14 protein-coding genes are annotated in these 14636 nt (G+C 45.1%); 10 read left to right on the forward strand and 4 right to left on the reverse strand.

The window, feature by feature from the left end; genetic code table 11:
• Positions 1–17: 17 nt before the first annotated feature.
• The 3 genes from MTR82_RS01930 to MTR82_RS01940 form a co-directional block, all read right to left on the reverse strand.
• On the reverse strand, positions 18–476 hold the full coding sequence (locus MTR82_RS01930) for a hypothetical protein (protein ID WP_246807509.1): 459 nt from the start codon (positions 474–476) through the stop codon (positions 18–20).
• Positions 477–613: 137 nt separating this feature from the next.
• Positions 614–3118 (reverse strand): S-layer homology domain-containing protein, encoded by a 2505-nt coding sequence (locus MTR82_RS01935; protein WP_246807510.1) that lies wholly within the window; start codon positions 3116–3118, stop codon positions 614–616.
• A 730-nt stretch (positions 3119–3848) separates the two neighbouring features.
• Positions 3849–4751, reverse strand: coding sequence for an aldo/keto reductase (locus MTR82_RS01940; protein WP_246807511.1), 903 nt, complete (start codon positions 4749–4751; stop codon positions 3849–3851).
• 79 nt (positions 4752–4830) lie between these two features.
• Between MTR82_RS01940 and MTR82_RS01945 the strand changes: the two genes are divergently transcribed.
• The 7 genes from MTR82_RS01945 to MTR82_RS01975 all read left to right on the forward strand — a co-directional run bounded on the left by MTR82_RS01945 (position 4831) and on the right by MTR82_RS01975 (position 11432).
• Positions 4831–5382 carry an NUDIX hydrolase gene (locus MTR82_RS01945; protein ID WP_246807512.1) on the forward strand — a complete coding sequence of 184 codons (552 nt, stop codon included), beginning with the start codon at positions 4831–4833 and terminating at the stop codon, positions 5380–5382.
• Between the two features lie 103 nt (positions 5383–5485).
• Positions 5486–5947, forward strand: a complete 462-nt coding sequence (fur, locus tag MTR82_RS01950) for a ferric iron uptake transcriptional regulator (protein WP_052651360.1) — start codon at positions 5486–5488, stop codon at positions 5945–5947.
• A gap of 72 nt (positions 5948–6019) precedes the next feature.
• Positions 6020–6922: a site-specific tyrosine recombinase XerD gene (gene xerD / locus MTR82_RS01955; RefSeq protein WP_052651361.1), complete on the forward strand. Its 903-nt coding sequence runs from the start codon at positions 6020–6022 to the stop codon at positions 6920–6922.
• Positions 6923–6995: 73 nt separating this feature from the next.
• The gene (gene deoB / locus MTR82_RS01960; RefSeq protein ID WP_246807513.1) at positions 6996–8180 is read left to right on the forward strand and encodes a phosphopentomutase; all 1185 of its coding nucleotides are present in this window, start codon (positions 6996–6998) and stop codon (positions 8178–8180) included.
• 18 nt (positions 8181–8198) lie between these two features.
• The gene (locus MTR82_RS01965) at positions 8199–9503 is read left to right on the forward strand and encodes a pyrimidine-nucleoside phosphorylase (RefSeq protein WP_246807514.1); all 1305 of its coding nucleotides are present in this window, start codon (positions 8199–8201) and stop codon (positions 9501–9503) included.
• A gap of 69 nt (positions 9504–9572) precedes the next feature.
• Positions 9573–10892, forward strand: coding sequence for a diaminopimelate decarboxylase (gene lysA, locus MTR82_RS01970; protein WP_246807515.1), 1320 nt, complete (start codon positions 9573–9575; stop codon positions 10890–10892).
• Between the two features lie 183 nt (positions 10893–11075).
• Entirely contained in the window at positions 11076–11432 is a 357-nt protein-coding gene (locus MTR82_RS01975; protein WP_052651365.1) for a GNAT family N-acetyltransferase, read from the forward strand.
• Between the two features lie 194 nt (positions 11433–11626).
• Here MTR82_RS01975 and MTR82_RS01980 read toward each other — a convergent pair whose 3' ends face one another.
• Positions 11627–12133, reverse strand: a complete 507-nt coding sequence (locus MTR82_RS01980; RefSeq protein ID WP_052651366.1) for a DUF309 domain-containing protein — start codon at positions 12131–12133, stop codon at positions 11627–11629.
• A gap of 121 nt (positions 12134–12254) precedes the next feature.
• On the opposite strand from MTR82_RS01980, the gene MTR82_RS01985 reads away from it, so the two are divergent.
• From MTR82_RS01985 to MTR82_RS01995, 3 genes are all read left to right on the forward strand, one after another.
• The gene (locus MTR82_RS01985; protein ID WP_246807516.1) at positions 12255–13028 is read left to right on the forward strand and encodes a segregation/condensation protein A; all 774 of its coding nucleotides are present in this window, start codon (positions 12255–12257) and stop codon (positions 13026–13028) included.
• On the forward strand, positions 13009–13596 hold the full coding sequence (gene scpB / locus MTR82_RS01990) for an SMC-Scp complex subunit ScpB (RefSeq protein ID WP_425023866.1): 588 nt from the start codon (positions 13009–13011) through the stop codon (positions 13594–13596). The genes MTR82_RS01985 and scpB overlap by 20 nt, the downstream gene beginning before the upstream one ends.
• Before the next feature lie 285 nt (positions 13597–13881).
• The gene (locus MTR82_RS01995) at positions 13882–14613 is read left to right on the forward strand and encodes a pseudouridine synthase (RefSeq protein WP_246807518.1); all 732 of its coding nucleotides are present in this window, start codon (positions 13882–13884) and stop codon (positions 14611–14613) included.
• Positions 14614–14636 lie beyond the last annotated feature (23 nt).

Raw genomic sequence — 14636 nt, forward strand, 5'->3', positions numbered from 1 at the left:
GCTTTTGGTTTGCCTGCTTAATCCCTTTGCTGATTTTCCAGTGCATAGCCGATGCCGGCCAAGGAAAGCATAGCCATTGAAACCAATTTTTCATCCAGCCATATTTTCTTATCTGTTGAAATCGAGGGTGTATTTCTTGCATCCGAATTATACGTTGAACAAATTCCTTGGGCTGCCCAAAACATCGAAGGCAGAAGCGCGGACAATTGGATGTCCTGAGTCGAATCGAAAGTTTTGCGAGTCAGGAAGTATAAACTGGCCGCACCTAGAAATGCGCCAAGTGAAATCGACAGGGCATCCGAATGGTTAGCTTGAGTGGTTCTATTCTTGTCAGCGATAAAGCCCCCGACAATAGTGAGTGCTGCTGTACTGGCCAATATCGCTTTTCCAGCCGAAAATGGCTTTTTTCTTGGTCCGTGGTAAAGGATAGGTGCCTTAGAATAAGTTGCCGGGAACGTTCTAACTGCCGCCGCCATTTGCCATCCCTCCAATTTGTTTCGGCAATTCTTCAATTGCCTGTTCTATAGAATATAGTGCAACATAGAGTAGAATTTTCAAAATCAAAACACGCAGCCCTTTAAAAAGCGCTGCGTGTTAAGCTGTTTAAAAGCCATCAATTCATATCATTCAATTTGTAAAGGAAGACCGCGTAATCACCGCGGGTAATCGGATCAACTGTGCCAAAGGTTGTGGCCGTTTTTCCGTTAGTGATGTGATACTCCACTAACGCAGCAACAGCTTCCCGATACCGTCCGCCGACATCGGTGAACGCTGTTTCTTTCGTAACGGCATTCATGCGGTAAGCTCTTGTCAGCATAATCGCCATTTCACCGCGCGTAATCAAATCATTTGAACCAAATTCTGTAGCCGATTTCCCGTTGATGATGCCTTCAGCTTTCAATGCATTTACATATTCGATGCCACGCTTCGGCACATCTTTAAATCCGGATGGCTCATCATCCAAGTCCAATTTAAGAGCCTTGGCCAACATGATGGCAGCATCCACACGCTTTATTGGATCTCCTGTACCAAATTTAGTATCCGAGTAGCCTTTCGTAATATCTTCGCGGATCAAATAGGTGACGGAAGGCATGTATTTCTGCGCTACGTCGGTAAAAGTAATTGGTGCCGGACCAGGGTCTGGGGTCGGAGTTGAACCGCCGCCGCCAGGAGTGCCAGGGTCAGGTGTTGTTCCACCGCCGCCAGGAGTGCCAGGATCAGGCGTTGTTCCACCGCCGCCAGGAGTGCCAGGATCAGGCGTTGTTCCACCGCCGCCAGGAGTGCCAGGGTCAGGCGTTGTTCCACCGCCGCCAGGAGTGCCAGGGTCAGGTGTTGTTCCACCGCCGCCAGGAGTGCCAGGGTCAGGTGTTGTTCCGCCACCGTTGCCCGGATCCGGATCAGGAGTTGGCGGCGCTATTTCAGTGCCTGTGGTGAACTCGTAAATAGCTGATCGGAATTCGCTGTCCTTCGTATAAGCATTCATGTACCAGAAATATTTTGTTTTTTGTTCCAATTTCTTCCATTCTACCGAAGCTTTGCCTTTTTCCAGTTCCTCATCTATGCCAATTTCTTTTTCCTTATAGATTTCGGCAGAAACATAATCGGTTGAAACTTCTTTTTTGTTTTTGGCGATCGCTTCTTGATTCGGTTCCCAGTCGACCAGATCGTATTTTCCTGTGAAGGAATCTTCGGGTTCGTAGTGGTCGATGTCTCCCGTGATCGCAGAAATCGCCGTGAATTCAATTTCTTCAGTTTCAGGTTTGAAATCGACGAATCGAAGATAACCGTCCCCGCCTTGGCCTACGCCTTGATAATTCCCCATGACTTGCAGCACTTCCCGGTTCGAACCGTCTTCATTTTTCAATTTGGAAATTTTCTTTTTCGCTCCATTGAAATGGCCGGACAGCACGAGTTTAACGTTTTCATTCGGAACGACGACGTTGTTGTAAACTACGGTAGGAATGCCAGGATCAAGGCTTCCGTCATAAGCTAAATATTGGTGCATATTCAGCACGGCATTTTTATCCGCATGCTCAGCCAGTACGCGATTCGCCCAAGCGAGGGTATCCGGTTTGTTCTCCAATCCGAATCCAAGGTAGACGAAGATGAACTCGTGGCCGTTTAAGGTCATCAAGTCATAATGGTTTTGGTTATTGTTCATATTCTCGCCGTACCAATATTTTCCTTCGAACCGGTCAGCGCCGGCATACTTATGGAAGTATGTGTAGTCGATGCGCATATCGGATTTGTGCTGCACATCGTGGTTTCCAGCTAATACGCCGTATGGGATATTCGCTGCATCCATTCGGTCCAGGTTTTTCTTGGCGACAGCCCATTCTTTTTCGCTGTCCGGGGTATCCACCAAGTCCCCGGTATTGATCACATATTCAAAGCGGTCTTTGTTGTATTGATCGATGATGAAGTCCGTGACTTTATCCCAATTTTCCGGATAGAGCCTTGCGTAGAATTGGGTATCTGTAAACCATAATAACGAAAATTCTTCTTTAGAAGGAGCGGTATTTTTCAGCTCGTTTTGAACTTTTACGAGAATTTTGCCGGCATCCATAAATTTTGCATCCGAAACTTTAATGGAGAAATTAATTTCGCTTCCTTTGCTGTCGGATTTCTTTTCTTCGGCTTTCACCCATTCGGTTTTGGAATGGTCCCAGATGGAAATGGAAAGCGTTGAATCTGGCAATGTTTTCCCTTGCCAATTAATTTCAGCAGATCCTCCTTTTTCAAGTTTGCCGGTATCAACTTCGAAAGTCTGGAAAGAATCTCCTTGATCGGAAGATGTGGTGTAGTACTTGCCATCATCCGCAGCCAACTCGGCTTTATTAGCATCGGTAGCTTCTTTTTCTTCACCCGCTACGTTCGATTTCGCTTTAATGCCGGCAGTAGAAACATCCTTGAAATCTCCTTGCATGAATTCGACAGTTTCTACCGTTTCGCCGTTCTGAACAACTGTTTCTAAAGTAGCATTGCGGTAGACATCTGTGGCAGCGTTTGCCGGCGAAACTTCCGTAAACGCTGTTTCAGCAGCTAAAGCTGGTACGGGAACAATAAGGCTAAAAGTCATTGCGGCAGCTGCTGCATAAGTAAAGAATTTTTTTATCATAATCCATCCTCCTTATAAGTGATCCAGCCATTTAGAAAAAAGAATCAACTAGCTGTAAAAAATTGATAAGTTTATTTTGAATATTCAAATAACTTATTGTTTTTGATAATAACATAAAACCACATAAAAGAGCCTATAAATAATTAAAATATTTAGTTAATTTTACGTAAAATGATTCTTTTGAATTAGTTATAATGACATTTTCATCAAATAAATAGCTTTTTTGAAATGAAAATAGGGGTGGGAACGAGGGGGAAGAAGAAAAACCACCGGCCTGAAAGGCCGATGGTTTGCGGTCATTTTCAAAAAGTAAAGCTTACTCAAAATAAGAGCGATAAATCCTCTCGATTTTTCGTTCAAACTCATCCATATGGACAAAACGGGCTTCTCTCACTAATTCCGCTCCGTGATCGAAAAGCAGCAGAACTGGAGCGGTAAAAATCGAAAGTTCTCCAGCAAGTTCTGGCAGAGCTGCGATATCCACTGTTCTGGTCTGGATTTTCGGGAATTGTTCAAAGACTTCCTCAACCTGAGGAAGCAGCGCATGGCAAACGCTTCAAGACGGGCTTAAGATGTAAAGAAAATTCAAGCCGGGTTGTTGAATGAACTGAGCGGTGTCTTCTATAGAAGTAAGGTTTTTCATCGTGCACACCTCCGATTGTTTTGACTGCGACAGGGTTGACTGAATGGTTGGAAAGGCCATAAGTCAAAATTAGCAGCGGGCACCCGCTCAATCGCGATGTTCTTGGTAACGGCCTTGTTTCGTGCGGCTTAAAGCTTCTTTGATCTGTTCAGGCGAAACGGTTGTTTCATGCGCTTTCACCGTATCTTCTATTTGGGAAGGGGAGCTTGCGCCGGCGACAATGGAAGCGATGGCGGGTTGTTTGAGCACGCTGTGCAATGAAAGTGCATGAAGGTTCGGATGAATCTCCATCAATTGCTTTATTGTCTTCGTAAGCTCTCTTTCCTGATATGCCATATAGCTGCCTGTTTTCATTGCGCGCGCTATTCCTTCGTTGGTTAACAATCCTTTTGCCAGGCTGCCGCGCGTAACGACAGAACGGCCAGCCTTTTGGATCTCTTCCAAATATTCTTCAGGGCGGCGGTCCAATAAACTGTATTGCATCATAATCGAGCGGATGTCACTTTTTTCAAGATATTGCATGATGACATTCGGGCGGATCGACGAGATGCCGTATTCCCGGATCAATCCATCTTTTTTCAAGGCTTCGAACGCTTCAATCGTTTCGTCGATTGAATCTGTGATCATCCCGCCATGAAGCTGGTAGAGGTCAATATAATCCGTTTGAAGGCGTCTTAAGCTATTATGCACCTGTTCCAGAATATAGGGTTTCGTGGCGTTCCATTTCACCTCTTCCGAATCAGGGTTCCATTGGTTGCCGACTTTTGTGGCAAGGACAACGTGTTGGCGGTGAGGCTTCAGCAATTTACCGATCAATTCCTCGTTCCTGCCTTTATTGTACAAATCGGCCGTATCGAAATAATTGATGCCGGATGAAACGGCGGCATCGATAATCGCCTGAGCTTCCTGTAGTTCCTGCGGCAGCGACATGCAGCCGAAGGCGATTTCGCTCACTTGGATATTGCTTGTCCCCAACGTTCTTTTTTTCATCATTGCACCTCGTTTAATTTGTCGTTTTCCTTATGGTATACTTTGCCATAGAGAAATCACAAATGAAAAGAGGCAGAACATGAGCAAATTTGAAGAAAAGACGATTCACTCGGAAAGAATTTACGAAGGGAAAATCATTAACTTGAAAGTGGATGAGGTAATGTTGCCGAGCGGCAACCAATCCAAGCGCGAATTGATCGAACATCCGGGAGCTGTCGCGTTGGTGGCTATCACGGAAGACCATAAAATAATCATGGTGGAACAATTCCGGAAAGCGTTAGAGCGGACCATCATTGAAATTCCGGCTGGAAAAATCGAAAAAGGCGAAGACCCGAAATACACGGCGATGCGTGAGTTGGAGGAAGAGACGGGCTACTCTGCCGACCATCTTGAATTGATCCAATCGTTTTCCACTTCGCCGGGATTCGCAGACGAAGTGATTCATCTCTATTCCGCGACGGGACTTAAGAAATCTACTTCGGGAGCGGTGTTGGATGAGGATGAATTTGTGGAACTGTTGGAAGTGACAATTGAAGAAGCGGAGCAATTAATGAAGGAAAACCGGATTTATGATGCCAAAACGGCTTTTGCAGTATTATGGGCAAAACAAAAAATTTCAACTGAGAATTGATCGCCTCCTTATTTATAATCATTCTTAATAAAGAATGGTTGTATTTGTTGTAAATGAGAACTGTCTTTTGATATAATGAAGGCAGTTTAGGGGAGGGCGTCGCATGGAAACTAGGATTGACCGTATAAAAAAACAGTTGCACGCTGCGAGTTACAAACTGACGCCACAGCGGGAAGCAACTGTCCGAATCTTGTTAAACCATGAAGAGGACCATTTAAGTGCGGAAGACGTCTACCTGTTAGTGAAAGACATAGCACCGGAAATCGGATTGGCCACTGTTTATCGGACATTGGAATTGCTTACTGAGTTAAAAATTGTCGACAAAATCAATTTTGGTGACGGAGTTTCACGCTACGATTTGCGCCAGGAAGGCGCAGCTCACTTCCATCATCATTTAGTTTGTATAGAGTGCGGAGCAGTAGACGAAATACAGGAAGACTTGCTTGAAGATGTGGAGGCCGTTGTAGAAAAACGGTGGAATTTCCAAATTAAAGACCACCGTCTCACGTTTCATGGCATTTGCTGGCGTTGCCATGACCGCAGCTCACAAGATCCATCCCAATGATTGGTGAGAAAAGGAAGGACGGCCGTTTAATGGTCATCCTTCCTTTTCTATTTTTGAATAGGAGGGAATACTATGAAATATGCACAAGATGCGTTAGATGATTATCTGCATTTCCTGCGGGTTGAGCGGCAGCTGGCAGCCAATACGCTTGTTTCCTATGAACGTGACTTAAAAAGTTATTTGCATTACTTAAAAGAAGTCGAGCAATTGGAATCGTTGAGAAAAGTGGAACGCGTACATATCTTAAACCATTTGCGCCATTTAAAAGAAAACACAAAAACGTCAAGGACGGTAGCCCGCCATATCTCTTCCATTCGGTCATTTCATCAATTTCTCATAAGAGAACGCGTAGTCGACAACGACCCTACCGTCCATTTGGAAATGCCGCAGATGGAAAAGAAATTGCCGAATGTCTTAACGATTGAAGAAGTGGATGCATTAATCCAGGCACCGGATCTAAAAAAAGCGAACGGCATCCGCGACCAGGCGATGCTGGAGCTCCTATACGGAAGCGGCATGCGAGTCAGCGAGTGCATTAATTTAAACATAGACGATATTAATCTGACGATGGGGTTTGTCCGATGCTTTGGCAAAGGCGGAAAAGAGCGGATCATTCCGCTCGGAAAATCAGCCTTGAATGCATGCAAACTCTATTTGGATGGCCCGCGGCAAGAATTAGTGAAACCGGAAACAAAAACCGATGCCCTGTTCATCAATCAACGCGGGAAACGGCTGACTCGCCAAGGATTTTGGAAACTGCTCAAACAGCATGCCCAAAAAGCTGGCATCCAAAAAGAGTTGACACCGCATACACTTAGACACTCATTTGCCACTCATTTAATTGAAAATGGGGCAGATTTAAGGGCTGTACAAGAAATGCTCGGCCATGCAGACATTTCGACAACTCAAATTTATACCCATGTCAGCAAAACAAGGCTGAAAGACGTCTATACACAATTTCATCCAAGAGCTTAAAAAAAGACAGGTCAGACTTCTGACAATAAACGAAAATATGTTACGATAGACACATAAACAAGGAGGAAGAGAAATGACTAATAAACCGTTTGATCGTATACATTTAATTGTGCTGGATTCTGTAGGAATTGGCGAAGCTCCTGATGCCGATGCATTTGGCGATGTGGGCTCCAATACGGTTGGCCATATAGCAGAAGCTGTAGGCGGACTGACTATGCCGAACATGGAAAAATTAGGGCTGGCAAACATTGTGCCAGTGAAAGGGATGGAAGCTTCTGAAAGCCCTTCCGCGTATTTCGGGAAATTGCAGGAAGCATCTGTTGGCAAAGATACAATGACCGGACACTGGGAAATCATGGGCTTGAATATTGATACCCCTTTCAAAGTATATCCGGAAGGTTTCCCAGAAACGTTGATCCGGCAATTAGAAGAGAAAACGGGCCGCAAAGTCATCGGCAATAAGCCGGCGAGCGGAACGGAAATTTTGGATGAGCTGGGTGAAGAGCATATGGAAACAGGTGCCATCATCGTCTACACATCTGCAGATCCGGTTTTGCAGATAGCGGCCCATGAAGAAATTATTCCATTGGAAGAACTATATAAAATCTGTGAAATTGCGCGTGAATTGACGCTTTCTCCAGAATTTCTGGTTGGCCGGGTGATAGCCCGCCCATTCCTTGGTGAAAAAGGTGCCTTCAAACGCACATCAAATCGCCACGACTATGCGTTGAAGCCGTTTGACCGCACAGTGATGAACGAAATGAAAGACATCGGCAAAGATGTAATCGCTATCGGAAAGATCAACGACATCTATAACGGGGAAGGCGTAACCAAAGCCATCCGGACGAAAGACAATATGGATGGAATGGACAAACTGGTTGAAGTCGTAAAAGAAGACTTTAATGGCTTAAGCTTCCTGAATTTAGTGGATTTTGATGCGCTTTATGGCCATAGAAGAAACCCGGAAGGCTACGGAGAAGCTCTTGAAGCTTTCGATAAGCGCCTGCCGGAAGTGCTTGAGCAAATGAAAGATGATGATCTATTAATCATTACAGCTGACCATGGCAACGATCCGACGTTCCCGGGAACTGACCATACACGTGAATACGTTCCGTTGCTGGCATATTCGCCACGCTTCAACGGCGGCAAAGAACTCGAATTAGGAAAAACTTTTGCTGACATTGGAGCCACGATTGCTGAGAACTTTGCAGCGCCGATGCCGAAATTCGGTTCAAGCTTCTTATCTAAACTAAACTAATAAAGGCGGTTATCGTTCATGAGAATGGTTGATTTAATTGAAAAGAAAAGAGACGGTTTTGAACTGTCTACTGAAGAAATCCAGCACATCGTTACTGGCTATACAGCAGGAGACATCCCGGATTACCAGATGAGTGCGTTCCTTATGGCCATCTATTTTAAAAATATGACAGACCGCGAACGTGCGGATTTGACGCTCGCTATGGCAGGATCAGGCGACCAGATCGATTTGTCGGCGATCGACGGCATCAAGGTGGATAAGCACTCAACAGGCGGTGTCGGTGATACAACCACTTTAGTATTAGGTCCTTTAGTGGCGGCGTGCGGCGTTCCAGTGGCGAAAATGAGTGGACGCGGCCTTGGCCACACAGGCGGTACAATTGATAAATTAGAAGCGATCGAAGGCTTCCACGTGGAATTATCGACTGAAGAATTCATCAAGCAAGTGAACGATATTAAATTGGCGGTTATCGGCCAAAGCGGGAATTTGACGCCTGCAGACAAGAAATTGTATGCTTTGCGCGATGTGACAGCTACAGTCAACAGCATTCCATTGATCGCAAGTTCAATTATGAGCAAAAAAATTGCCGCTGGGGCTGATGCAATCGTTCTGGATGTGAAAACAGGCGAAGGCGCATTCATGAAGACTGCGGAAGATGCGAAGGAATTGGCGCATGCCATGGTTGGGATCGGAAATGCGACTGGCCGCAAAACAATGGCGATCATTTCAGATATGAGCCAGCCGCTTGGATTTGCTATCGGCAATGCGCTTGAAGTCAAAGAAGCGATTGAAACGCTGCAAGGAAATGGTCCGGAAGATTTAACGGAATTATGCTTAGTTCTCGGCAGCCAGATGGTCGTTGTCGGTGGAAAAGCGGAAACTTTGGAAGAAGCCCGTGCAATGCTGGAAGAAGTGATTGCAAACGGCAAAGCGCTTGAAATCATGAAGCAATTCATCGAGAACCAAGGCGGAAACCCTGCCATCGTGGACGATGTCAACTTATTGCCGCAGGCGAAATACGTAAATGAAGTTCCTTCAGAGGAAGAAGGCTATATTTCCTTTATGGAAGCGGATGAAATTGGAACCGCGGCTATGGTTCTTGGAGCGGGCCGTGCGACAAAAGAATCGGAAATCGATTTGGCTGTCGGCATTGTATTGAAGAAGAAAGTAGGCGATTTCGTGAAAAAAGGCGAATCGATTGCCACGATTTATTCGAATACAGAAGAACTCGCAGAATGCATGAAGATGATATATAATAGTATCGAATATACAAGCGAACCGGTTGAAAAGACGCCGCTGATTTCAGCGCTGATCACCGATTGACAAATCTTGCTGAGATTATTCTCAGCAAGGTTTTTTAACATCTGCCATTCGCGCAACAGGAGGGAAATCATGTATTTATACGGAACACAAACGATTAATGAAGATGGCCATTTAACAATCGGAGGCACAGATTCTGTAGACCTGGTGAAGGAATACGGAACCCCGTTGTATGTATACGATATTCAATTATTCCGTGACCGTGCAAAAGCATTCCAGAAAACATTTGAAGAAGCTGGGATCGGCTACCAAGTGGCATATGCCAGCAAAGCGTTTTCGACCATCGCGATTTACCAAGTGGCGGCTGAAGAAGGCTTATCGCTTGACGTCGTTTCGGCCGGAGAATTATACACAGCCATTAAAGCCGGATTCCCGAAACGGAAAATTCACTTCCATGGCAACAACAAAAGCCCTGAAGAGCTGCGGATGGCATTTGAAGAAGGCGTCGGCTGCATCGTCGTCGACAATTTCTATGAGATCAAAGCCATCAAAGAGCTGTCAGAGAAACTGCGGCAGCCAATGAATATTTTGCTCCGCGTAACTCCAGGGATTGAAGCGCATACCCACGATTACATCACGACGGGACAAGAGGACTCGAAATTCGGGTTTGATTTACTGAATGGACAAGCGGATCAAGCGTTTCAGGAAGTTTACCAGCATGAATTTTTGAATTTGTTGGGTCTGCATTGCCATATCGGATCTCAAATATTCGATACCGCCGCTTTTCGTTTGGCAGCTGAAAAGCTGGTCGGAAAAATGGGGCAATGGAAAACAGAATTTGCCTATACATGCCCAGTTCTGAATTTAGGCGGCGGCTTCGGCATCCGCTATACAGAAGACGATGAGCCTCTAGAACCTTCCGTCTATGTGAAAGAAATGATTGAAACGGTTAAAGAAACGACGGAAGCGATGGATTTTCCGGTTCCTGAAATTTGGATCGAACCGGGCCGTTCTTTGATCGGCGATGCCGGGACAACGCTTTATACCATTGGCTCAACGAAAGAAGTTCCAGGAATCCGGAAGTACGCGGCAGTTGACGGCGGCATGTCGGATAACATCCGGCCGGCGCTATACGGGGCGAAATACAGTTCGATCCTGGCAAATAGAGCTGGCGAAGCAGCTGAAGAAGCCTACACCATTGCCGGGAAATGCTGCGAATCGGGCGATAAGCTAATCGATCATGCAGCATTGCCAAAAATTGAATCTGGCGACATTTTAGGGGTCTTCTGCACCGGCGCCTATGGCTACTCGATGGCAAGCAATTATAACCGGATTGCCCGCCCGGCTGTTGTCTTTGCTGAAAACGGCGAGCATCAATTGGTCGTCAGACGGGAAAACTTGGATGATCTAATCAAACAGGATATGTCTTATAAACAACAGGTGAAACGATAATGAGAAAAACCAATATCCTCTTGATGATTTTGCTCTTGGCAATGGCAATCGGCTGGGGCGTCATCTACTGGCTGTTTTTTGCGGAAGGCGTCATCAACGGATAGCACGGACCGAACTTGAGTTATTTCCGAGTTTATAGTAGGATAAAAAAAGCCGCTTAAACATGAAAATGAGGGATCGGATATGTTATTCAGATATAAGAAATCATTTGAGAAAATCGCTATGGGGCTGTTATCGTTCATGCCGAAAGAGCGAGAGTTGAAGAAACTGCAGCAAACGATGCATATATATGAAGAGAATCCGGATTGGCAGCTATACCTCTGGAAAAAAGGCGAAGACTTTGTTGGGCTCTTAGGGATTGAAGTGCAGGAAGAATACTTCATCATCCACCATGTTTCAGTAAACCCGTCGCATAGAGGCGAAGGGATCGGCCGGGCGATGGTAGAAAAGATCCAGCAAATGATGCAAGGCAAGGAAATGCGGGCGACAGAAGAAACTCAGCCATTTTTAGAGAAATGTCCTGAACAGAAAGCTGAATGATACGTTAAGCGGGTCTCGAAAATGAAGATAGAATAAGAAAAGAAAGTGCTAAAATAGCACTTTCTTTTTTCTATGCACTAGTTATTATATTTGTATAATAGATAAGGGTTGCTATCAACAATTAAAAATAGCACTGCCAAGGAGCGCGTGCATTTTCTAGTCAAAAAGATTTAGCGGCTTTTGGGGCCACTCCATTAAAGCTCTAGGTTTCTGCGCTTTCGCTGTTCCCGAAGATTAATAATAGAGGAACGGTCACGCAGGCGATGCTTATGCATGAGGTAGTAGGGATCTTGCGCATCTATTGGATGTTGTTTTCGGTAATCCGCTATCATGTTTTCAAGTTCTTTTGACGTAATCGCTACTTGGAACGGCACAAAAGGTTTTCGTTCTGTAACGGCTTCAATTGCCTGGGTCAGAGAATGGATCAATTGTTTTTCATCGAATCCTTCTGTCCAGATGCCAGCGTTTGTGAGCTTTACTCTGGAGCGGATAAATGAGCGCAAGGCGCCCGGATAATTGCTTCTTCTCCAGTGGTACATGCCGACTGCCAATTGGATCCAGCCGGTCAAAGGATGCATTTTATCTTTTGGAGCTACCATTTTCCAATATTCTTCGCCAACTTCATGGCATTCGAAATAATCTTCTTCATAATTAAAATGGATTATAAATTCAATAAAAAGTGTGTGATGGAGCGGGTGCATTTTAATCCCCTTTCTACTATAATATAAGGAAGTTGGTTAAACTTCATTTATATGGAATAGGCGTTAGCCGCGGCAATTTGTTTTATTTATATTATGGAAATCTACAGTCAGGTGGTCAATCATGTCTTATGAGGTAAAAGTAGAGGCTTTTGAAGGCCCTCTTGATTTATTATTGCATTTAATACACCGTTTGGAAATCGATATTTACGATATTCCGGTTTCAGAGATCACTTCCCAGTACATGGAACACATTCGCGCCCTGCAAGTCCTTGAATTGAATGAAGCGAGCGAGTACTTGGTGATGGCCGCCACGCTGCTGGCCATCAAAAGCAAAATGCTGCTTCCGGTCCATGAAGGGGACATCGAAGAAATCGATTATGAATTCGACGAGGCCGACCCGCGGGATGAACTGGTTTCCAGATTGATCGAGTACCGGAGGTTCAAAGAAGCTTCCATCAAGCTAAAAGAGCTGGAAGCAAATCGGTCGGCCATTTATACTAAAGCGCCGATGGATTTGAACGAACTTCAAGCAGATTCTTCCCTCGAGAACATCGATTTGGAAGTGAATGCTTATGATATGCTTGGGGCATTCCAAAAAATGCTTCGCCGAAAGCAGCTTAAAGCGCCGTTATCGGCTCGAGTCACGCGCCAAGAAGTCTCTATTAAAGACCAAATGGGCTCGATTGTCAATCGGCTGAAGAAAGCGAATGGCCGGACCAATTTCGCCGATCTTTTTGCTTCCGATGATAAAGCGGTATTGGTTGTATCGTTTCTTTCCATTTTGGAGCTGATGAAACGGCAAGTGGTAAAAGTGGAACAAGAGAAGAATTTTACTGATTTAATGGTGGAATTAAAAAAGGAGACGTGGGATGAAGATGACGACTCTTTCGAGTAAAATAGAAGCCTTGTTGTTTGTAACAGGCGATGACGGCTTGAATATGAAGCAGCTTCAATTTTTGACAGAGGCTGAAGAAAAGGAAATTCAAGAAAGTGTCGAGGAATTGACACAGAAATACAGCAAGGGCGATTCGGGAATTATGGTGAAGGAATTGGCAGGGGTGTACCAGCTCGTGACCAAACCGGAAGTGGCAGAAACGATCCAGAAGCTGGTCGAGAACCCGACAAGCCAAGCGCTATCGCAAGCGTCATTGGAAGTATTGGCAATTGTCGCCTATAAACAGCCATTGACGCGGCTGGAAGTGGAAGATTTGCGTGGAGTAAAAAGTGAAAAGCCGCTCCATACTTTAGCTTCCAAAGGTCTGATTCAGGAAGTGGGCCGGGCTGAAGGTGCAGGAAGGGCGATTCTTTATGGCACAACCAAAGAATTCCTCAATTATTTCGGCTTAAAAGACATCAGTGAACTGCCGGCTTTGCCGGAAGAGGCAGCTGAAAACCCGGAAGAAGAAACGGATCTGTTTATGACACGTTTCCAAGAGGCTTTCAAAGAAGAAGTAAAAGCATAAAAAGTTTAAGGCTGCCGATATCCGGGAGCCTTTTTGTTTGATTCAAAAAGCAGAGCATTTGGATTTCTGGCAATGCAATGGAGGATAACTGCTCACATTGCTTTTTGCGAGCGGTTGACTAAAGCATTTTCTTGCCTTACTTGATGCTGAGCACTTTCTCTTTTCTTCGAAATGTGACATAATTCCGAGTGAGACTACGGGAACAAGTACGTTTTATTTGAAAATCAAATTCATTTTAACAAGCTGCAGCATTTCTAGTTTCAAATATATCAATGAGGTGAACTTATGGAGAGATTACAGAAAATGCTTGCGCATGCGGGCGTTGCTTCAAGACGGAAGTCGGAGCAATTGATTTTAGACGGCAAGGTACGGGTCAACGGAAAAGTGGTCAAAGAGTTGGGCACAAAAGTTTCCCAATCAGACACGATTGAAGTCGAAGGCGTTCAATTGGAAAAAGAGCAGAAAGTCTATTATTTGCTGTATAAACCGCGCGGCGTGATTTCAGCAGTCAGCGATGACAAAAACCGCAAAGTGGTGACGGACTTTTTTAATGATATTGATAAACGAATCTATCCGGTAGGCCGCCTGGACTACGATACTTCCGGGCTATTGCTGATGACAAACGACGGGGAATTTGCCAATATCCTCACGCATCCAAAGTTCGAAATCGATAAAACATACGTAGCCCGCCTGAAAGGAATCCCGACAAAAGAGGATTTGCAGAAATTAGAGCGCGGCATCAAATTGGAAGACGGCATGACCGCTCCGGCAAAAGTGAAATTATTGTCAGGGGATAAGAAAACAGGCAAAGCGATTGTACAGATCACCATTCACGAAGGGCGCAACCGCCAAGTCAGAAGAATGTTTGACGCAATCGGGTTCCCGGTGCAAAAGTTGAGCCGCGAACAATTTGCCTTTTTAACACTGAAAGGCTTGAATGCAGGAGAATCAAGAGAATTGACTGCCCATGAAGTGAAGCTGCTGCGGGTAATGGCAGAGACCGGCAAGCGCCACTAACGTTCACAAACCCTTCAAAACTC

Source organism: Planococcus ruber (genome assembly GCF_022819085.1).
Lineage (GTDB): Bacteria > Bacillota > Bacilli > Bacillales_A > Planococcaceae > Planococcus > Planococcus ruber.